The organism is Pantoea sp. Acro-807 (genome assembly GCF_011752675.1).
Classification (GTDB): domain Bacteria; phylum Pseudomonadota; class Gammaproteobacteria; order Enterobacterales; family Enterobacteriaceae; genus Pantoea; species Pantoea eucrina.
Window position 1 is genome coordinate 155,484 of record NZ_VWXE01000001.1, and the last position, 19,595, is coordinate 175,078.

At 56.5% G+C, this 19,595-nt stretch carries 23 protein-coding genes and 1 other RNA gene; 12 read left to right on the forward strand and 12 right to left on the reverse strand.

Annotated elements, in window-relative coordinates:
* Nucleotides 1-8: 8 nt before the first annotated feature.
* From F3J39_RS00770 to amtB, 4 genes are all read left to right on the forward strand, one after another.
* A complete protein-coding gene (locus tag F3J39_RS00770) occupies nt 9-1,793 on the forward strand; it encodes a SmdA family multidrug ABC transporter permease/ATP-binding protein (RefSeq protein ID WP_104084630.1) in 1,785 nt (594 codons plus the stop codon).
* Nucleotides 1,786-3,549: a SmdB family multidrug efflux ABC transporter permease/ATP-binding protein gene (locus F3J39_RS00775; RefSeq protein WP_039382998.1), complete on the forward strand. Its 1,764-nt coding sequence runs from the start codon at nt 1,786-1,788 to the stop codon at nt 3,547-3,549. Before F3J39_RS00770 ends, F3J39_RS00775 begins: the two co-directional genes overlap by 8 nt.
* A 232-nt stretch (nt 3,550-3,781) precedes the next feature.
* The gene (glnK, locus tag F3J39_RS00780) at nt 3,782-4,120 is read left to right on the forward strand and encodes a P-II family nitrogen regulator (RefSeq protein ID WP_003850469.1); all 339 of its coding nucleotides are present in this window, start codon (nt 3,782-3,784) and stop codon (nt 4,118-4,120) included.
* Nucleotides 4,121-4,152: 32 nt separating this feature from the next.
* Nucleotides 4,153-5,442 carry an ammonium transporter AmtB gene (gene amtB, locus F3J39_RS00785; RefSeq protein ID WP_071669033.1) on the forward strand — a complete coding sequence of 430 codons (1,290 nt, stop codon included), beginning with the start codon at nt 4,153-4,155 and terminating at the stop codon, nt 5,440-5,442.
* A 41-nt stretch (nt 5,443-5,483) separates the two neighbouring features.
* Here amtB and tesB read toward each other — a convergent pair whose 3' ends face one another.
* Nucleotides 5,484-6,347 (reverse strand): acyl-CoA thioesterase II, encoded by an 864-nt coding sequence (gene tesB, locus F3J39_RS00790; RefSeq protein WP_039382999.1) that lies wholly within the window; start codon nt 6,345-6,347, stop codon nt 5,484-5,486.
* 203 nt (nt 6,348-6,550) lie between these two features.
* On the opposite strand from tesB, the gene F3J39_RS00795 reads away from it, so the two are divergent.
* A complete protein-coding gene (locus F3J39_RS00795) occupies nt 6,551-7,108 on the forward strand; it encodes a YbaY family lipoprotein (protein WP_039383000.1) in 558 nt (185 codons plus the stop codon).
* Nucleotides 7,109-7,144: 36 nt separating this feature from the next.
* Here the strand turns inward: F3J39_RS00795 and F3J39_RS00800 are convergent, their stop codons facing one another.
* The gene (locus F3J39_RS00800) at nt 7,145-7,456 is read right to left on the reverse strand and encodes an MGMT family protein (RefSeq protein WP_039383001.1); all 312 of its coding nucleotides are present in this window, start codon (nt 7,454-7,456) and stop codon (nt 7,145-7,147) included.
* A gap of 157 nt (nt 7,457-7,613) precedes the next feature.
* Between F3J39_RS00800 and ffs the strand changes: the two genes are divergently transcribed.
* Nucleotides 7,614-7,710: signal recognition particle sRNA small type (gene ffs / locus F3J39_RS00805), an RNA gene on the forward strand.
* A gap of 103 nt (nt 7,711-7,813) precedes the next feature.
* Here ffs and F3J39_RS00810 read toward each other — a convergent pair.
* The 3 genes from F3J39_RS00810 to F3J39_RS00820 all read right to left on the reverse strand — a co-directional run bounded on the left by F3J39_RS00810 (nt 7,814) and on the right by F3J39_RS00820 (nt 8,933).
* Nucleotides 7,814-8,032: an HHA domain-containing protein gene (locus tag F3J39_RS00810; RefSeq protein WP_039383002.1), complete on the reverse strand. Its 219-nt coding sequence runs from the start codon at nt 8,030-8,032 to the stop codon at nt 7,814-7,816.
* A 24-nt stretch (nt 8,033-8,056) separates the two neighbouring features.
* Entirely contained in the window at nt 8,057-8,434 is a 378-nt protein-coding gene (tomB, locus tag F3J39_RS00815; RefSeq protein ID WP_039383003.1) for an Hha toxicity modulator TomB, read from the reverse strand.
* A 145-nt stretch (nt 8,435-8,579) separates the two neighbouring features.
* The gene (locus tag F3J39_RS00820; protein WP_039385744.1) at nt 8,580-8,933 is read right to left on the reverse strand and encodes a hypothetical protein; all 354 of its coding nucleotides are present in this window, start codon (nt 8,931-8,933) and stop codon (nt 8,580-8,582) included.
* Between the two features lie 317 nt (nt 8,934-9,250).
* On the opposite strand from F3J39_RS00820, the gene F3J39_RS00825 reads away from it, so the two are divergent.
* Genes F3J39_RS00825 through F3J39_RS00835 form a run of 3 tightly spaced genes read left to right on the forward strand, consistent with a single transcriptional unit; the run spans nt 9,251 to nt 11,628 of the window.
* Entirely contained in the window at nt 9,251-9,892 is a 642-nt protein-coding gene (locus tag F3J39_RS00825) for an ATP-binding cassette domain-containing protein (RefSeq protein ID WP_039383005.1), read from the forward strand.
* Entirely contained in the window at nt 9,889-10,728 is an 840-nt protein-coding gene (locus F3J39_RS00830; protein ID WP_094111507.1) for a metal ABC transporter permease, read from the forward strand. Before F3J39_RS00825 ends, F3J39_RS00830 begins: the two co-directional genes overlap by 4 nt.
* 21 nt (nt 10,729-10,749) lie before the next feature.
* Nucleotides 10,750-11,628, forward strand: a complete 879-nt coding sequence (locus F3J39_RS00835) for a metal ABC transporter substrate-binding protein (protein WP_094111508.1) — start codon at nt 10,750-10,752, stop codon at nt 11,626-11,628.
* Between the two features lie 40 nt (nt 11,629-11,668).
* On the opposite strand, the gene ykgO is transcribed toward F3J39_RS00835, so the two are convergent.
* The 4 genes from ykgO to F3J39_RS00855 all read right to left on the reverse strand — a co-directional run bounded on the left by ykgO (nt 11,669) and on the right by F3J39_RS00855 (nt 16,568).
* Entirely contained in the window at nt 11,669-11,809 is a 141-nt protein-coding gene (gene ykgO / locus F3J39_RS00840) for a type B 50S ribosomal protein L36 (protein WP_071668939.1), read from the reverse strand.
* 12 nt (nt 11,810-11,821) lie between these two features.
* The gene (locus F3J39_RS00845; RefSeq protein WP_039383008.1) at nt 11,822-12,079 is read right to left on the reverse strand and encodes a type B 50S ribosomal protein L31; all 258 of its coding nucleotides are present in this window, start codon (nt 12,077-12,079) and stop codon (nt 11,822-11,824) included.
* Nucleotides 12,080-12,202: 123 nt separating this feature from the next.
* Nucleotides 12,203-15,355 (reverse strand): multidrug efflux RND transporter permease subunit AcrB, encoded by a 3,153-nt coding sequence (locus F3J39_RS00850; RefSeq protein WP_039383009.1) that lies wholly within the window; start codon nt 15,353-15,355, stop codon nt 12,203-12,205.
* 16 nt (nt 15,356-15,371) lie between these two features.
* On the reverse strand, nt 15,372-16,568 hold the full coding sequence (locus F3J39_RS00855; RefSeq protein WP_039383010.1) for an efflux RND transporter periplasmic adaptor subunit: 1,197 nt from the start codon (nt 16,566-16,568) through the stop codon (nt 15,372-15,374).
* Between the two features lie 143 nt (nt 16,569-16,711).
* On the opposite strand from F3J39_RS00855, the gene acrR reads away from it, so the two are divergent.
* Complete coding sequence (gene acrR, locus F3J39_RS00860) at nt 16,712-17,347, forward strand: multidrug efflux transporter transcriptional repressor AcrR (RefSeq protein WP_039383011.1); 636 nt, start codon at nt 16,712-16,714, stop codon at nt 17,345-17,347.
* Here the strand turns inward: acrR and rsmS are convergent.
* Genes rsmS through priC form a run of 3 tightly spaced genes read right to left on the reverse strand, consistent with a single transcriptional unit; the run spans nt 17,344 to nt 18,310 of the window.
* Nucleotides 17,344-17,499 carry a pleiotropic regulatory protein RsmS gene (gene rsmS / locus F3J39_RS00865; protein WP_071668940.1) on the reverse strand — a complete coding sequence of 52 codons (156 nt, stop codon included), beginning with the start codon at nt 17,497-17,499 and terminating at the stop codon, nt 17,344-17,346. The genes acrR and rsmS overlap by 4 nt on opposite strands.
* Nucleotides 17,500-17,507: 8 nt before the next feature.
* Nucleotides 17,508-17,753: a membrane protein gene (locus F3J39_RS00870; RefSeq protein WP_039383012.1), complete on the reverse strand. Its 246-nt coding sequence runs from the start codon at nt 17,751-17,753 to the stop codon at nt 17,508-17,510.
* 44 nt (nt 17,754-17,797) lie between these two features.
* Entirely contained in the window at nt 17,798-18,310 is a 513-nt protein-coding gene (priC, locus tag F3J39_RS00875) for a primosomal replication protein PriC (protein WP_166713758.1), read from the reverse strand.
* Nucleotides 18,311-18,362: 52 nt separating this feature from the next.
* Here priC and F3J39_RS00880 point away from each other — a divergent pair, with 52 nt between their 5' ends.
* Both F3J39_RS00880 and apt read left to right on the forward strand, forming a co-directional pair.
* Nucleotides 18,363-18,740, forward strand: coding sequence for a DUF454 family protein (locus tag F3J39_RS00880; RefSeq protein WP_039383014.1), 378 nt, complete (start codon nt 18,363-18,365; stop codon nt 18,738-18,740).
* 153 nt (nt 18,741-18,893) lie between these two features.
* Nucleotides 18,894-19,445, forward strand: a complete 552-nt coding sequence (gene apt / locus F3J39_RS00885; protein WP_039383017.1) for an adenine phosphoribosyltransferase — start codon at nt 18,894-18,896, stop codon at nt 19,443-19,445.
* The last annotated feature ends 150 nt before the right edge of the window (nt 19,446-19,595 follow it).

The following is a 19,595-nucleotide window of genomic DNA, read 5'->3' on the forward strand; positions in this document are numbered from 1 at the left end:
GAGAGATTGTGCGATTATTCAGCCAGCTTAGTTGGTATTTCCTGCGTGAGTGGCGCCGCTATGCCGGTGCTGTCTGCCTGCTTATTATCATCGCTTTACTGCAGCTGATCCCGCCGCATCTGGTCGGCGTAATTGTCGATGGCGTCACGCAGCAGCGGCTCTCTGCCGGGCAGATTATGATGTGGATCGGCGTCATGTTGCTGACCGCCGTTATCGTTTATCTGCTGCGCTATGTCTGGCGCGTGCTGCTGTTTGGCGCCTCGTATCAGCTGGCGGTAGAGCTGCGCGAGGACTTTTATCGTCAGCTAAGCCGGCAGCATCCTGCGTTCTATCTGCGCCATCGCACCGGCGATCTCATCGCGCGCGCAACGAATGATGTCGACCGCGTTGTGTTTGCAGCGGGAGAGGGAGTGCTGACGCTGGTGGACTCCCTGGTCATGGGGCTGGTAGTGCTGGCGGTCATGAGTACGCAGATAAGCTGGCAGCTGACGCTGCTGGCGCTGATCCCGATGCCCTTTATGGCGCTGGCGATCCAGCGGGATGGTTCCCGGCTGCATCAGCGTTTTAAAGTTGCGCAGGCGGCGTTCTCCAGCCTTAACGATCAGACGCAGGAGAGCCTGACCAGCATCCGTATGATCAAAGCATTTGGACTGGAAGATCACCAGTCGCAGCAGTTTGCTGACATCGCCAGCGATACCGGACGTAAAAATCTGCATGTTGCGCGGGTGGATGCGCGATTTGATCCCATTATTTACGTCGCCGTTGGCTTCTCCAACCTGCTGGCGATCGCAGGCGGCGGCTGGATGGTATGGCACGGTATCCTGACGCTGGGTCAGCTCACCAGCTTTGTGATGTATCTGGGGCTGATGATCTGGCCGATGCTGGCGCTGGCGTGGATGATCAACATCGTGGAGCGCGGCAGTGCGGCCTGGAGCCGTATTCGCGCGCTGCTGGCTGAAGCGCCGGCAGTGGCTGACGGCACCCTGACGTTACCGCCTGAGCCGGCTGTGCTGCAGCTCGCCATTGACGCCTTTCACTACCCGGGGACAGAAAATGCCGTACTGCAGGATATCCATGCGAAGCTGCAGCCAGGGCAGATGCTGGGATTATGTGGCCCGACCGGCTGCGGTAAAAGCACGCTGCTCAGCCTCATCCAGCGCCACTTCGATATCGATCGGGGAGAGATCCGCTACGGCGAGCTGCCGCTGGCGCAGCTGCAGCTGGACAGCTGGCGCAGCCGCCTGGCGATAGTGAGCCAGACGCCGTTTCTGTTTTCTGACAGCGTGGCAAACAATCTGGCGCTGGGTCGTCCCGACGCCACGCAGCAGCAGATTGAGCAGGCGGCAAGAATGGCCTGCGTGCATGAGGATATTCTGCGCCTGCCGCAGGGCTATGAGACAGAGGTCGGAGAGCGTGGGGTCATGCTTTCGGGCGGACAGAAGCAGCGTATCGCGATTGCCCGTGCGCTGCTGCTGGAGGCGGAGATCCTGATTCTGGATGATGCGCTCTCTGCGGTAGATGGACGTACTGAACATGACATCCTGCATAACCTGCGCATCTGGGGAGAGAACCGTACGCTGATTATCAGCGCGCACCGTCTCTCGGCATTAACGGAAGCGAGTGAAATTCTGGTGCTGCAGCAGGGGCGCGTTGCGCAGCGAGGCGATCATGACCAGCTGGCGGCGCAGCCGGGCTGGTACCGCGATATGTACCGCTATCAGCAGCTGGAAGCGGCGCTGGATGATGAGAGTGAAAACAAAGATGAAACCGCAACAGGAGCGCAGCATGGCTAAGTCGCAGCGGCTGTGGCCGACGCTGAAACGGCTGCTGGCATACGGAAAACCCTGGCGCCGCTCGCTGTGGCTGGCAACCGGTATGCTCTGGCTGGCGGCGGCGGCCGAGGTGACCGGCCCGGTGCTGGTCAGCTATTTTATCGATCGCCTGATCGCCAGACATCAGATGCCGTGGGGCATCGTGGCGGGATTACTGGTGAGTTTTATTCTGCTGCAGCTTATGGCGGCGGCGCTGCACTATTTTCAGGCGCTGCTGTTTAACCGTGCGGCAATCGGAGTGGTGCAGCAGCTGCGCGTTGATGTCATGAACGCGGCGCTGCGCCAGCCGCTGAGCGCGTTCGACACCCAGCCGGTGGGGCAGATTATTTCGCGCGTCACCAATGACACCGAGGTTATTAAAGATCTCTATGTCACCGTAGTCGCCACCGTGCTGCGCAGCGCCGCGCTGATTGGCGCGATGCTGGTCGCCATGTTTTCGCTCGACTGGCGTATGGCGCTGGTGGCGCTGGTTATTTTCCCGCTGGTGCTGACCGTGATGCTGATTTATCAGCGTTACAGTACCCCGATTGCCCGCCGGGTTCGCAGTTATCTGGCGGATATCAACAACGGCTTTAACGAAGTGATCAACGGCATGAGCGTGATCCAGCAGTTCCGGCAGCAGGCGCGTTTTGGGGCACGCATGAGCGAAGCGAGTCGCGCCCATTATATGGCGCGCATGCAGACGCTGCGGCTGGACGGATTTCTGCTGCGTCCGCTGCTTAGCCTCTTTTCTGCACTGATTTTGTGCGGCCTGTTACTGCTATTCAGTTTTGCTTCACCCGGCGCATTTGAAGTCGGCGTGCTTTATGCCTTTATCACCTACCTGGGCCGGCTGAATGAGCCGCTGATCGAACTGACGACGCAGCAGTCGATGCTGCAGCAGGCGGTGGTATCGGGTGAGCGCATCTTTGAACTGGTTGATGCGCATCAGCAGGGGTATGGCAGCGAAAGTGCTCCGCTGCGTTCCGGAGAAATTGCGCTGCACGACGTCAGTTTCGCCTATCGCGACGATCGCGACGTGCTGAGCAATATCTCCTTTACCGTGCCGTCACGGGGCTTCGTTGCGCTGGTCGGGCATACCGGCAGCGGCAAGAGCACGCTGGCAAACCTGCTGATGGGTTACTATCCGGTAAAGCACGGATCGATTGTGCTGGACGGGCGTCCGGTCTCTTCGCTCTCGCACGATGCGCTGCGCACCGGCATTGCCATGGTGCAGCAGGATCCGGTGGTGCTGGCCGATACGCTGCTGGCTAACGTACAGCTGGGGCGGGCGATCCCTGAAGAGCGGGTGTGGCAGGCGCTGGAGAGCGTGCAGCTCGCTACGCTGGCCCGCGCGCTACCGGACGGTATCCATACGCGACTGGGAGAGCAGGGCAATACGCTTTCGGTCGGGCAGAAACAGCTGCTGGCGCTGGCTCGCGTGCTGGTCGCGCCGCCGCAGATCCTGATCCTCGATGAAGCTACCGCGAACATCGATTCCGGCACCGAGCAGGCGATTCAGCAGGCGCTGCGCACTTTGCGCCAGCACAGCACGCTGGTGGTCATTGCGCACCGGCTCTCGACAATTATGGAGGCGGAACAAATCCTGGTGTTACATCGCGGCCATATTGCCGAGCGCGGTACGCATACAGAGCTACTGGCGCAGCAGGGGCGCTACTGGCAGATGTATCAGCTGCAGCAGGCTGGCGAGCAGCTGGCGGCCGGCGCATCCGCCTGAGTTGCACCTTTTTTGTTCATCCTGACCCGTTCTTTTCTCGCTTCTGCACCTCTTTGACGCCCTGAGCACCAAAGAGGTGCAGACCCCCGTACCGTTCTTTCTCTCCGGCAATGCCGCCCCGCGCTGAGCCTGTACCGCCGCCGCGTTTAACCGCGTTTTGCACTTCTGGCACACCCTTTGCTTTAACCACTGCGTATACATCGCGCAGTTGTGTTTAATCCGGAGGGGACGTATGAAGCTGGTTACCGTGGTAATCAAACCATTCAAGCTGGAGGATGTCCGTGAGGCACTATCCTCCATTGGCATTCAGGGGCTGACGGTATCTGAAGTTAAAGGGTTCGGCCGTCAGAAAGGACATGCCGAACTCTATCGCGGGGCCGAGTACAGCGTTAACTTCCTGCCAAAAGTAAAAATCGATATCGCGATTGCAGATGACCAGCTGGATGAAGTGGTTGATGTCATCAGTAAAGCGGCCTACACCGGCAAAATTGGCGACGGCAAAATCTTCGTTGCTGAGCTGCAGCGGGTGATCCGTATCCGTACCGGTGAAACTGACGAAGCGGCGCTCTGATCCGGGTTCTGACTTGAGATGGGATGAAAAAAATGAAAAAAATGATGATGAAACTGGGCCTTGCCAGCCTGGCGCTGTTACCCACTCTGACGCTGGCTGCTGCCCCTGCGGTCGCAGATAAAGCGGACAACGCCTTTATGATGATTTGTACCGCGCTGGTACTTTTTATGACAATTCCCGGCATCGCGCTGTTTTATGGCGGCCTGATCCGCGGTAAAAATGTCTTGTCCATGCTCACACAGGTTGCCGTAACCTTTGCCCTGGTCTGCGTATTGTGGGTTGTGTATGGCTACTCGTTAGCCTTTAGCGAAGGCAACGCCTTTTTCGGCAACTTCCAGTGGGTGATGCTGAAAAACATCGAGCTGAAAGCCGTCATGGGCAGCTTTTATCAATATATTCACGTCGCGTTCCAGGCGTCGTTTGCCTGTATTACCGTCGGATTGATCGTGGGCGCGCTGGCTGAGCGTATTCGCTTCTCAGCGGTGCTGATTTTCGTCGGCGTCTGGCTGACGCTCTCCTATCTGCCGATTGCGCATATGGTGTGGGGCGGCGGTTATCTGGCACAGGATGGCGCGCTGGACTTTGCCGGCGGTACCGTGGTGCATATCAACGCCGCTGTCGCGGGGCTGGTGGGCGCGTATCTGGTCGGAAAGCGTGCCGGTTTTGGTAAAGAGGCGTTTAAACCGCATAACCTGCCGATGGTGTTTCTCGGTACGGCCATTCTCTACGTCGGCTGGTTTGGCTTTAACGCCGGTTCAGCGTCATCGGCGAACGAAATTGCTGCGCTGGCGTTTGTGAACACCGTTGTCGCTACCGCCGGTGCGGTGCTCTCCTGGGTCTTTGGTGAGTGGGCGCTGCGCGGTAAGCCTTCGCTGCTGGGTGCCTGCTCCGGCTTTATCGCCGGCCTGGTCGCCATTACGCCAGCCTGTGGCTACGTGGGCGTTGGCGGCGCACTGATCATCGGTCTGGCGGGCGGACTCGCGGGCATCTGGGGCGTTACGACGCTGAAAAGATGGCTGCGCGTCGATGATCCCTGCGATGTGTTTGGCGTGCACGGCGTGTGCGGCATCCTCGGCTGCATCCTGACCGGCGTCTTCGCCTCCAGCTCACTGGGTGGCGTTGGCTATGCGGAAGGCGTCACTATGGGGCATCAGGTCTGGGTCCAGATATTCAGCTGTATCGTTACCGTAGTCTGGTCCGGCGTGGTGGCCTTTATCGGCTTCAAGCTGGCGGATGTGATTGTCGGCCTGCGCGTACCGGAAGAGCAGGAGCGTGAAGGTCTGGATGTAAACAGCCACGGCGAAAACGCATATAACCAGTAAGCTAAAAATGAAGAAAAGGGGCGACCAGGTCGCCCCTTTTTTTATGCGTCGCGCTGACGCATAACACCTTCCTGTACCGTGGTCGCCACCAGCGTACCCTCCTGCGTATAGAACTCGCCGCGTACAAAGCCGCGCGCGCCAGAGGCAGACGTGCTCACCACGCTGTAAAGCAGCCATTCTGAGAGATCGAACGGGCGGTGAAACCACATCGAGTGATCGATCGTGGCCACCTGCATATCCGCTTCCAGGAACCCTTTGCCGTGCGGCTGCAGCGCCACCGGCAAAAAGTTAAGGTCGGAGGCGTAGCCCAGCACATATTGATGGATGCGACGATCGGCAGGCATCTGGCCATTGGCGCGCACCCAGACCTGGCGCACCGGCTCAGCCACGTGGCCCTTAAGCGGGTTGTGGATCTGAACCGGGCGGATATCCAGCGGTCGCTCAGCGAGAAACTTCTCTTTGAGCTTCAGCGGCAGATGCGCGGCGAGTTTTTGCGCCAGATCGCGTTCAGAGGGCAGTTCATCCGGACCCGGTACCGGGGGCATGCTGTTCTGATGCTCAAACCCGGTTTCAGGCGCCTGAAATGAGGCGGTCATATAGAAAATAGGCTGACCATTCTGGACTGCGCTGACGCGGCGCGCGCTGAAGCTTTTACCGTCGCGCAGCGTTTCAACATCGTAAATAATCGCTTTATGGCTGTCGCCGGGACGCAGAAAATAGCTATGAAATGAATGAATAATGCGATCTTCCGGCACCGTCTGTTTAGCAGCATAGAGCGCCTGGCCCACCACCTGACCGCCAAACACCTGACGCAGACCGAGATCTTCACTCTGCCCGCGGAACAGGCCTTCTTCCAGTTTTTCCAGATTTAATAGCGTAAGCAGGTTAGTCAGCGCCTGGCTCATAATCATGTCCTCATCAGCAGATATGGCGCAAGTGTGAAAGATCCGACCAGTTTGCGCAACGGATTTGCGCTGATTTCTGATGACGGGCGACGCGCCAGGCGCAATGCGGATTTCTGTGCCAGAATTAAGAGCAATCGGCGGTTGAAATGCCAGCTAAAAAATTAACCGCCGACAATCATAGTGTTCATAAGGAGACGACATCGATGAAACTTTGGCAGGTTATTAGCGGTATGACACTGGCGGCGGCGATTACAGGGTGTGCTGACCACAGCAAACCGGTTCCGACGCCTACGCTTGGCTCGGCGGTTGCCAGCCAGCAGTCGGCCATCAAGCAGCCTAACGTAAGCGGTTCTGTTTATATCCGTCAGCGCATCGCGCTGCCGCCGGATGCAGTACTGACCGTTACGCTGGCAGATGCGTCGCTGGCGGACGCGCCTTCTAAAGTGCTGGCACAGCGTGCCGTGCGTACCGAAGGCAAACAGTCACCGTTCCAGTTTATTCTGCCCTTTAATCCGGCAGACATTAAGCCAGACGCGCGCATTCTGCTGAGCGCAGCCATCACTATGGATGGCAAACTGGCGTTTGTTACGGACACGGTAAAGCCAGTGATCAATCAGGGCGGCACCAAAGCTGAACTGCTGCTGGTGCCGGTTGCCAATCGCGCAATGCCGACGCAGCCGGGTGCCGCTACCACGGTTCCGTCGACGTCGCCTACTCAGGTAACGCCATCGGCTTCAGTACCGGCGCCGACCAGCCTGTAATCTGCAGCATCAGCAGGCCCGTTGCGGGCCTGCTGATTAAATTTCCCAGCGATAGCGTGCCATATCAATCCCGCCTTCCTCACTGACAACGACGCCTTCAGCCTCCAGCGCATCGCGCTGACGTAGCAGATCGTCACCCTGCAGGGAAATCTGTCCGTAACGGTTAACAACGCGATGCCAGGGCAGCGTGCTTTCCGGCGGCAGGCGACGCAGTACACCGCCGACCTGACGCGCAGCGCGCGGTGAACCGGCGAGTAAGGCGATATCACCGTAGGTGGTTACCTGACCGCGCGGTATTGCGGCCACAATGTGCCACACGCGTGCGGCAAAATTCAGAGAATCATTCATTATCGGGAGTAAGAAACAGAGGGAAACCAGAAGCAGGGTAGCTGACAGAGTACGCCTGTTCAAGAAAACAACGGTTGTCTGGCTCACCCTTGCAATTGCACAGGCGTTCGCTGATAATGCCCCCGCTCTCCGAAAAGAGAGCACTCAATGGAGGCCCTGTTGGTTCTCCCGCAACGCTAACTTGTGAACTCGGTCAGGTCCGGAAGGAAGCAGCCGCAGCAGGCGACGCGTGTGCCGGGATGTAGCTGGCAGGGCCTCCACCCATTTCGGGCCAGCAAATAGCCGCGCCTCTCCAGGATTTTACGGCACTCCCTTGCCTTATTCCGCTTCAGTCACTCAACAGCACTGCACGCTTTATCAGCGAACATATTTCCACACAGAGCCTGGCACTTTATCGTAAAGCTTGTTCATGGTCAGTTCAGCAAGGCGATGATCTGCTGCTGAATAGAATACTGCCAGTTCGCTATCCGGTAATTCATACTTATTTTTTTCGATGACCCGTTCAAGGGTATCAATTGAACGACAACGACGCAGACGCATCAAATAGTCGGTCTTGGTCAGGGTTTGATTGCTCATGAAAAAAATCTTCTCACTCTGATGCTAAAAGGAATGGCTCGGTTGCTGAAGATAAGCACACTCTTCGGCGAAAATATTAAATAAGCGTTTAGCGGATCGCTGCCAGCGCTGAAGATCCTTTGCATTGATACTGTAACTGCTAAAAAGCATAAAGGTATCATCAAGATATTCATCGATTTGAGAAATCAGCGACTCGTCTTCGGTATGCTTAATTTTGTAATTCATTGTGAAAGAGGCGATATGCTCAATAAAATCGTTGAGCTGTAAATTAGCAGAGGAGGCAGGGTCGTTAACCCAGTCGCGATGATTTTCACTCAGGGTAGCCATACTCTCGTCATACAGGTTTTCACATAAGAATTTAAGCTGGGCAATATCATGCCGTTTCGGTGAGTATTCGTCCATCTTTTTCCCTCCATAGCGAGCACAGGAGCCGCAACGCGGCGAGATTTAAAAGAGCTACCAGGGAGCGATCACGAATAAAAATAATTCAGCGACCTGTTAAATGTAATCCACAATCATTAGTTTTGCTCACCTCAATTACCAAATATTACAATTCATCAGCAGGGGAGAGGCGCGTATTGTCAATCACATCAAACACCAGCGCACCGGGCTTTATGTGGAACATAACTTCTTCATGTCGGGTAAAGGTTTCGTTCAAATCGAGGCAGGGATTAAATAAATCCCAGGAAAATTCATAAAGCATTTTAAAACTATCTGGATTAATGGTTTTAATAGATAGCACCTGAAAACTTTCAGGAACTAATTGAGCACTTTGCGAATACCAGTCTAACTCTCCGGCCAGCGCTTCAGCTATTTTAAGAATATTCCCCTGGATGACGCTGCGAAGTTTGTCACAGTCATGTTCATCTGCCGCAACGTCCACATTAATAATAGCCTGCATAGCGTATTCCGTAAAAAAAGATCGTACCGCTATCATTGAGTCTTGCTGGTTGTAATGCAAGCAGGCGATTAACGCTACCAGCGATTATTGCGATGGGTGATGCCACTGGCGATCTGCCCGGTGCACGGACGATCAATTTTTGAAACACTTCTCTGCACGCGCGTCACCGTTAAATCCAGTAGCATATTGTTATGTTATAACATAATGGTGGACGCGATGCGCAACAGCGGTCTGTTACTTTCCGTCGGCAGTCGTCTGATGGTTGTCATGATACTTATTACTCTGCTAATGCTCTGCGTCTTCTGGGGCACCACGGCATGATCCACTTTAATCAGCTCCAGGTTGGCTATCGCGGGCAGGCGATAACCGCGATCCCCGACGGAAAACTGGCTGCCGGCAGTATGACCGCGCTGACCGGCGCAAACGGCAGCGGCAAGTCAACCCTGCTGAAAACGCTGGCTGGCGTAATTGCACCGGTCTCCGGCTCCTGCCCGATCGGCGTGCCCGCCAGCGCTATTGGCTGGCTGCCACAGCGTAGCGAACTGGAGACGCGTTTTCCGCTTACGGTGTATGAACTGGTTGCCACCGGCTGCTGGCCGCGCTGCGGCTGGTTTGGCGGCATTAACCGGGCGCTGCGCAGAGAGATCGACGCCGCGCTGGACGCCGTACAGATGCGGGCGTTTGCTGATGCGCAGCCTGCCACGCTCTCTGGCGGCCAGCTGCAGCGGGTCCTTTTTGCCCGGCTTCTGATGCAGCAGAGCCGGGTATGGCTGCTGGATGAACCTTTCAGCGCTATCGATGCATCCACCACTACTCTGCTGATGGCGCTGCTCCGGCAGCAGCAGCAGCAGGGCACGACGCTGCTGGTGGTCCTGCACGACAGGCCGCTGGTCAGCCGCTACTTCAGCGCAGAATTGTCGCTGGACCACTCGCCAGAGAGAGTGCAGGTGACGTCATGACGCTGCTGCAGCCTTTTATCGAATTTGGCTTTATGCGTCGCGCGCTGGTGGCCTGTGTTGCGCTGGCGCTGAGCGCCACTCCGCTGGGCGTATTTCTGTCACTGCGCCGGATGAGCCTGATAGGCGATGCGCTATCGCATGCGATCTTGCCGGGTGCAGCGGTTGGCTACCTGCTCTCAGGTCTGTCGCTGGTGGCAATGGGCGCAGGCGGACTGCTGGCGGGGCTGGTGGTGGCGCTGCTCTCCGGTGCCGTCAGTCGTTACACCCCGTTAAAAGAGGATGCCAGCTTTTCCGGATTTTATCTTGGCTCGCTGGCGCTGGGGGTCACGCTGGTTTCGCTGCGCGGCTCCAGTGTGGATCTGCTGCACGTGCTGTTTGGTTCACTGCTGGCAGTCGACACTCGTGCGCTGGTTCTGGTTGCCGCTATCGCCACGTTCACGCTGCTGACGCTGGCGCTGATTTTCCGCCCGCTGGTCATTGACGCCTTCGATCCCGACTTTTTGCGGGTGCAGAACCGCTGGAGCGCACCGCTGGTACAGGGGCTTTTTCTGCTGCTGGTCGTACTGAACCTGGTTGCTGGCTTTCAGATTCTGGGAACGCTGATGTCCGTCGGGCTGATGATGCTGCCCGCTACCAGCGCCCGCTTCTGGAGCCGTCGGCTCACCCCATTGCTGTTTATCGCTATGCTGCTGGCAATCGCTGCTGCGCTAAGCGGGCTGATGCTCTCCTGGTACTACTCACTGCCTGCCGGACCAGCCGTGGTGCTGAGTGCCGCCGGGCTGTTTCTGCTCTCTGTTCTGACAGGGCCATGCGGCGGCGTGCTGCGTCGTCGTTAATATACTGATAAGGGGATACAAATGAAGTTTATTGCACTGAGCCTGATAACCAGCGCGATGCTGGTCAGCCCGTTTACGCAGGCCGGTACTATCAACACGGTAGCCAGTTTTACCGTGCTGGCCGATATCGTAAAACAGGTTGGCGGCGATCATGTGCGTGTCACCTCGCTGGTCGGGCCGGATGGCGATCCGCATACCTTTGAGCCTTCGCCACAGGATAGCCAGGCGCTGGCGCAGGCCAGCGTGGTGTTTGTCAGCGGTCTCGGTCTGGAAGGGTGGATGGATCGGCTGATAACGGCTTCAGGCTATCGCGGCGATGTGGTGGTGGCATCGAGCGGCATCAGCACGCGTACCATGGAAGAGGAGGGCAGTACCGTTACCGATCCGCACGCCTGGAACAATCTGCAGAACGGTGAAATTTATGCGCGTAACGTAATGCAGGCGTTGATAAAAGCCGATCCGCAGGACGCCGCCGACATCCGGCGCAGCGGCGAACGCTACATTCAGCAGCTGCAGCAGCTCGACAGCTGGGCTAAATCTGCATTTGACGCCGTGCCGCGCAGCGCGCGCAAAGTGCTGACCAGCCACGACGCCTTTGGCTACTTCGGACAGCGTTATGGCGTTACCTTCCTGGCACCGGTCGGCTTTTCCACGGAAGCAGAAGCCAGCGCCAGCGACGTTGCGCAGATTATTAAGCAGCTCAGGCGTGAGCATATTCACCGCTACTTTATTGAAAATCAGACCGACCCGCGCCTGGTTAAACAGATAGCCAGTGAATCGGGGGCGCAGCCCGGCGGCGAACTCTATCCGGAGGCGCTCTCCGCTGCTGGCGGTCCGGCTGCGACCTATACGGCAGCATTTCGGCATAACGCGGAAGCGATGCTGAAAAGCATGCAATAAAAAAGGCCGGGGAGCATCCCGGCCAAACTCTCACAACGCATTAACGCTTTTTCTTTCTTCCCTGAACCGCTTTGAAACGTGGATTGGATTTGCAAATCACATAAATACGGCCTTTACGTCGTACCACTTTGCAATCCCGGTGGCGGGTTTTAGCCGACCGAAGTGAACTCACGACCTGCATCGTACTGCTCCTTTATTTGGTGCGCGTCAGGAAGCTGCCAAAGCGCTTGTTGAAGCGCGCCGCGCTGCCCTCTTTGGCGAACTCTTTTTGTTTGCCGGTATAATAAACGTGCGATTTGGAGGAGACATCCAGCGTCACGTAGGGCAGAACCTCGCCTTCAAACTCGATGGTGCGTTCAGTTTTAATGGTTGATCCCACTTTAAAATACTCATCAGCGGTAGTGTCATGGAACAGAACCGGACGATAGTGCGGGTGGATATCAGGCTTCATATGACGATTCCTATGTAATGTTATAATATAACAATATTATGCGCCCGTTATGGCGCGATTGCAACCGTCATCAGGCACCATAAAAAAAGGCCGCATCTGCGGCCTTTTTCATTAAGGAGTCAATCAGTGTTTCGCGTGTTCAGCCGGATGGCTGCCTTCAAGGTCCGCTTTATGCTTACTGAAGCGGCGACGCACCACGACGAAGAAGACCGGTACAAAGAAGATTGCCAGCGCGGTAGCGGTGACCATTCCTCCCATTACGCCGGTACCTACTGCGTTCTGAGCGCCGGAACCGGCACCGCTGCTGATTGCCAGCGGCAGTACACCGAGGATAAACGCCAGTGAGGTCATCAGAATCGGGCGCAGACGCATACGTACCGCTTCCAGCGTCGCTTCCACCAGGCCTTTGCCCTCTTTATCCATCAAATCTTTCGCAAATTCGACGATCAGAATGGCGTTCTTAGCGGAAAGACCAATCGTGGTCAGCAGTCCGACTACAAAGTAGACGTCGTTACTGAGCCCGCGCAGGGTAGTGAAGATCAGCGCGCCAATCACGCCGAGCGGCACGACCAGCATCACCGAGAACGGAATAGACCAGCTCTCATAGAGTGCCGCCAGGCAGAGGAAGACGACAATCAGCGAGATCGCGTAGAGCGCCGGGGCCTGGTTACCTGACAGACGTTCCTGATAGGACATGCCGGTCCAGTCGTAGCCAATACCGGTTGGCAGTTTCGACGCCAGCTCCTCCATCATATCCATCGCGTCACCCGAGCTCTTGCCCGGCGCAGCCTGACCGAGGATCTCCATGGAAGGCAGACCGTTGTAACGCTCCAGTCGTGGTGAGCCATACTGCCATTTCGCCGAGGAGAAGGCAGAGAAGGGCACCATATTGCCGGCGCTGTTACGCACATACCATTTGCCAATGTCATCCGGTAGCATGCGCGCATCCGCTTTACCCATAACGTACACTTTCTTCACGCGACCGCGATCGATAAAGTCGTTGACGTAGGATCCGCCCCAGGCGGCGCCCAGCGTAGTGTTGATATCAGAGAGCGATACCCCCAGCGCCTGCGCTTTTTCCTGATCGATAATCAGTTTGTACTGCGGCGTATCTTCCAGGCCGTTCGGACGTACGCCAACCAGCGTATCTGAATGCTGGGCGATCATGCCAAACAGCTGATTTCGCGCTTCGGTCAGCTTTTCATGGCCCAGGTTGCCCTGATCAATCAGCTGGAAGTCAAAACCGGTGGCGTTCCCCAGTTCGATAATGGCCGGCAGGTTGAACGGGAAGACCATGGCATCTTTAATCTGACCCAGTGCGCCCATGGCGCGTCCGGCGATAGCCGGTACTTTCAGATCGGCGCTGCCACGCTCATCCCACGGCTTCAGGCTGACAAACGCGATACCGGTGTTCTGACCACGGCCGGCAAAGCCAAAGCCGTTAACGGTGAACACGGAATTGACGCTATCTTTCTCTTTGGTCAGGAAGTAGTCCGTTACCTGATCCAGCACTTTCTGAGTACGCTCCTGGGTTGCACCGGCTGGCAGCTGCGCCTGCGCCAGTAACAGCCCCTGATCTTCTTCCGGCAGGAAGGAGGTCGGCAGCTTCAGGAACAGCCACGCCATGCCAAGAACAATGACCAGATAGATCACCAGATAGCGGCCGGTACTGCGGATAATATGGCTGACGCTGTCGACATAGTGATTGGTGCTTTTGTCGAACATGCGGTTGAACCAGCCAAAGAAGCCGGTGGTTTTACCATGCTCACCTTTTTTAATCGGTTTGAGCATGGTGGCACAGAGGGCAGGGGTGAGGATCAGCGCGACCAGCACCGACAGCGCCATCGCTGAAACGATGGTGATCGAGAACTGACGGTAGATAACCCCGGTCGAACCGCCAAAGAACGCCATGGGAATAAATACCGCAGAGAGCACCAGCGCAATACCGACCAGCGCGCCCTGAATCTGCTCCATGGAGCGTTTGGTCGCCTCTTTCGGCGGCAGTCCCTCTTCTGCCATAACGCGCTCAACGTTCTCGACGACCACGATGGCGTCATCAACCAGCAGGCCGATGGCGAGCACCATACCAAACATCGTAAGCGTGTTAATGGAGTAGCCAAAACCATTGATGATAGCGAAGGTACCCAGCAGCACCACCGGTACGGCGATGGTGGGGATCAGCGTGGCGCGGAAGTTCTGCAGGAACAGATACATAACCAGGAACACCAGCACAATCGCTTCAAACAGGGTTTTAACCACTTCGAAAATGGAGATTTTTACAAACGGGGTCGTGTCATACGGGTAGACGGTCTTCATGCCTGACGGGAAGAACGGCTCCAGTTTACCCAGCTCTGCTTTAACCGCTTCTGCGGTATCCAGTGCGTTAGCCCCGGTCGCCAGCTTGATACCGATACCGGATGCGGGCTTGCCGTTGTAACGGGCAATAACTTCGTAGTTTTCACCACCCAGTTCAATTTTTGCCACGTCGCGCAGACGCACCTGCGAACCATCCTGGTTCACCTTGAGCATGATGTTGCCAAACTCATCGGTTGAGGTCAGGCGGGTCTGAGCAATAATCGAGGCGTTAAGCTGCTGGCCCGGCACCGGCGGTGTACCGCCCAGCTGACCGGCAGCGACCTGGGTATTCTGCGTCTGCAGCGCGCTGATGACGTCAACCGGCGTCAGCTGATAGTTGTTCAGCTTGTGCGGATCGAGCCAGATACGCATCGCATACTGTGCACCAAACACCTGGGTATCACCTACGCCTGTGGTACGGCTGATAGGATCTTTGATATTAGAGGCGACATAGTCCGCAATGTCGTTCTGCGTCATGCTGCCATCGTCACTGACAAAACCGGCTACCATCAGGAAGCTGCTGGAGGATTTTTTAACCTGAATCCCCTGTTGCTGTACTTCCTGCGGCAGCAGCGGCATCGCCAGCTGCAGCTTGTTCTGCACCTGTACCTGCGCGATATCCGCGTCGGTACCGGACTGGAAGGTCAGCGTCAGCGTCAGCGTACCGGATGAGTCACTGCTCGAGGACATATACATCAGCCCGTCGATGCCGTTCATATTCTGTTCAATAACCTGCGTAACAGAATCCTGCAGCGTTTTTGCATCCGCACCCGGATAAGATGCCTGGATCTCAACCGCCGGTGGCGCAACATTGGGATATTGCTCAATCGGCAGGCTGATGATCGATAGCGCACCCGCCATCATAATGATGATGGCAAGCACCCATGCAAAAATGGGGCGATCGATAAAGAACTTAGCCATGTATCAACGGCTCCTGTTATGACGATGATTTAGCAGACTGAGATTCCTGGGCTGCTTTAGCATCATCTGAGACCTCTTTTGGCGTAACCTGCGCACCCGCTTTCGCGCGCTGAATACCGACGGTAATCACGCGGTCGCCCTCTTTCAGACCATCGGTAACCAGCCATTTGTCACCAAACGCCTGATTTGCAGTGATCTTACGTACTTCTACTTTGTTATCTGCGCCAACAACCATCGCGCTGGCATCACCGGTTGGCGTACGGGTCACGCCGGTTTGCGGCACCAGCAGCGCGGTTGGGTTCACGCCTTCATCCAGACGCGCGCGCACAAACATACCCGGCAGCAGACGGTTATCCGGGTTGGGGAAGATGGCGCGCAGCGTAATCGAACCGGTGGTTTCATCGACGGTGACATCGGAAAATTCCAGTGTTCCCGACTGCTTGTAAGGGCTACCATCCTGCATCAGCAGCGTGACGTTAGCTTTACCATCGGTCTGTTTCAGCTGGCCCGCTTCGAGCTCGGCGCGCAGGCGCAGAAAATCGTCACTGGACTGCGTTACATCGACATACATAGGATCCAGCTGCTGCACGGTCGCGAGCGCGTTAGTCTGACCATTGGAGACCAGGGCACCTTCCGTCACAGAGGATTTGCCGATACGGCCGCTGATAGGCGACGTGACTTTGGTGTAGGCGAGGTTGATACGGGCAGTTTCAACGTTAGCCTGGGCAGCCTGCACAGCAGCCGCGGTCTGAGCCGCAGTGGCCGCTGCGTTGTCGTAATCCTGCTGACTGATATATTTGGTGCCGAGCAGTGGCTTATAACGTTTGATGGTGAGCTGCGCTACGCGGGCATTAGCCTGCGCCTGCGCTAAATCCCCTTTAGCACTGTCGTAAGCTGCCTGATAGGTGGCAGGATCGATCTGATAAAGCGACTGGCCCGCTTTAATATCACTGCCTTCAACAAAATTACGCTTCAGAATGATACCCGACACCTGAGGGCGGACTTCTGCTACGCGAAACGCGGAAGTGCGACCAGGCAGTTCAGTCGTGACCTTCAGGGGTTCAGCTTTTAATGTGACCACCCCGACTTCCGGCGGCTGTTGCTGCTGCTGGCCGGCTTGCTGAGATTTATCATCATCACATCCTGTTAACAAAAAGCTGCCTGAAAGCATCACGGCGGCCGCCAGAGGCACTAACCCTCTGTTTTTATTCATAAATAAAACCTCTAGTGTCCGATATCAAATGATCAATGGATCACAAACCGATAAACCCATTGCTGCGTTAAAACACGGGTCATGCTATGGTACATACATTCACAAATGTATGTAAACTTGCCAGTTTGTAAAAACAGCTCCCTATGGCACGAAAAACCAAAGCGCAAGCACTTGAAACGCGTAATCAAATTCTTGATGCCGCATTAGCACACTTTTCTGAACAGGGTGTGGCCGCCACGTCGCTGGCTGATATCGCCGCAGCGGCTGGCGTCACGCGCGGTGCCATTTACTGGCACTTTAAAAATAAAGCCGATCTGTTACAGGAAATCTGGCTGCGCTGCGACGCCGGGCTGGACGATGTGGAACTTGAGTATCAGACAAAATATCCGGACGATCCACTTTCTGTAATGCGTTCGATGCTGATCTATATCCTTGACGCCACGGCAAAGGATGCGCAAAGACGCGCACTTATGGAGATTATCTTCCATAAATGTGAGTTTGTGGGCGAAATGTCAACGCTGGTTGCGATGCAGCAGGGCTTACTGCAGGCGTGTTATGACCGCATTGAAACCGTGCTGCGCAGCTGCATTGAAGCGGGACAGCTGCCCGGTGCGCTGAATACCCGTCAGGCGGCACTGCTGATGCGTGGCTATATCAATGGCATGATGGAGAGCTGGCTGTTTAATCCGCACAGTTTTGACCTGGCCGCGGAAGCGCCGCAGATCGTTGATGCGTTTCTCGATATGCTGCGGCTGAGCCCGACCCTGAGCGGGCGTTAATCTGCATGCGCGGCGGCCAGCTTCTGTTCATAGTCGCGCCGGACGATCGCCAGCGCGGCCAGCACCGTCGCGGGCGGCACCTGGTTCTCCTCCAGCAGCTGAATCAAATCGACCGCCAGCTTAATCTCATCCGGTGCGCTCTCAAGCGACATACTCTCTCCTAAATTCGTAGTTTTATTGCAACCAGCAGCATCAGCACTGCGCCCGCCAAAGCGGCAGCTACGCCGGCGATATGCAGCGTGCCGATTTCGCCATTCATAAAGTAGGTGGCAATATAGCCGCCAATCAGCGCGCCAATTGCGGCCAGTACCAGCCCGGGGATCATCCCGCCGGGCCTGCCGGGCAGCAGCAGGCGCCTGAGCCAGCCAGCGGCCAGGCCCGTTACTATCCAGATAATCAGCGTCACCGGTTCCTCCTTCTGCCTTATGCGTTGAGTATAGAAGTGCAGCGCTACGGCTGCGCGGCGGGCAGATCGAGCTGATAAAGCGCAGCGCGACAGCGGCTTAATCGCGCCTGCAGCTGCTCCACTTCCCGCATCAGCTGCTGCTGCACGCTCAGCGTTTCTGCCCGGGCAAGATGCGCCTCGCGCTGGCGCAGCATGGCGAGTAGCCGCGTCTCATACCCCTGATACTCAACACGCTTCTGCTGGCGGGTATCCCGCCGCGGCTGCTCCCGCCACGGCCGCAGCTGCTGGCTTTCGCATTCGCGCTGAAGTGCCGCCAGCTGATCCAGCACCCGCTGCGCCAGCCACTGCTGCTGCACGGCGCCGTGCTGTTTTTGCTGCAGATGGTGCAGATTCTGCTCCAGCTCCTGCAGATAGTCGCTCAGGCGGGTGCCTTTCGTATGAAACAGTGCGGCATCAAAGCGCGGCACTCTGCAGACGCCGTCCGGCTGCTGTGCTATGCGCTGGCGCAGCGTTTCAACGATTTTTTGCAGCCGCTCAGGCGCGGAAAGGAGAGGCATCACTTCGGTTCCATGTTAACGTAAGAGCATATTCAGTATTCAGGCATCTGGCATGCAGCGTTTTCTACTGTTGAGCCTTGGCTGGCTGGCGATAGTGCTGGGCACGCTGGGCATTGTATTACCTTTACTCCCGACAACGCCATTTGTGTTGCTGGCCGCCTGGTGTTTTGCCCGTTCATCGCCGCGCTTTCACCACTGGCTGCTGTGGCGCTCGCCTTTTGGCCGCTATCTGCGTCACTGGCAGCGTCATCGTGCCATGCCGCCAGGCGCTAAGGGGCGGGCAATAGTGCTGATTATCATCACCTTTGCGTTCTCGCTCTGGCTGGTAAAGCTGTTCTGGCTGCGTCTGCTGCTGCTGGTGTTATTAGCGATACTGCTGCTCTTTATGTGGCGTATCCCGGTAGTAGCAGAAGAGACAACGCAACATTAACCGCGTCAGGGTTGCATTTAGGCCGCTGTTTGCTTAGATTTGGGCATCTTCGTGCGTGGCTTCCCTCTGTGAAACGACTTCGCTTAACCCGGTCTCCGGGTATTGGCGCTGTTGAAGCTGCGCGTTTTAGATATTTTTCCAGGCGTAACCTTTATGACCGCAACTGCGCAGCAGCTTGAACTGATCAAAAACAGCATCAAAAGTATTCACGACTATCCGAAGCCGGGCATTTTGTTCCGCGACGTGACCAGCCTTATGGAAGATCCGCAGGCCTATGCGGCGGCGATCTCCATTCTGGTTGAGCGTTATCGTGACAAAGGCATCACCAAAGTGGTGGGTACAGAAGCGCGCGGCTTCCTGTTTGGTGCACCCGTAGCGCTGGGGCTGGGCGTAGGCTTTATACCGGTGCGTAAACCGGGCAAGCTGCCGCGTGAAACCTGGCAGGAGCGCTATGAGCTGGAGTACGGTACGGATGCGCTGGAGCTGCACAAAGACGCGATTAAACCCGGCGATATCGTGCTGGTCATCGACGATCTGCTGGCAACCGGCGGCACCATTGAGGCGACGGTAAAACTGATCCGCCGCGCGGGTGGCGAAGTCAACGATGCCGCTTTTGTCATTAATCTGTTCGATCTTAGCGGCGAAGCGCGCCTGACCGCGCTGGGCGTTAACTGCTACAGCCTCGTCAGCTTCCCCGGCCACTAAGGCCTGCTGCGCTCTGCCGTTTTGCGGAGCGCAGTGCTTATCCCATAGGTTACTCTGCCTGCGCCTGCCCGAGACGGGTATAGGCATATTTCGCTGTGGCTGGTAAACTACTGCCCAAATACACAGGGTTTGCGAAGCTGCATTTTTTCC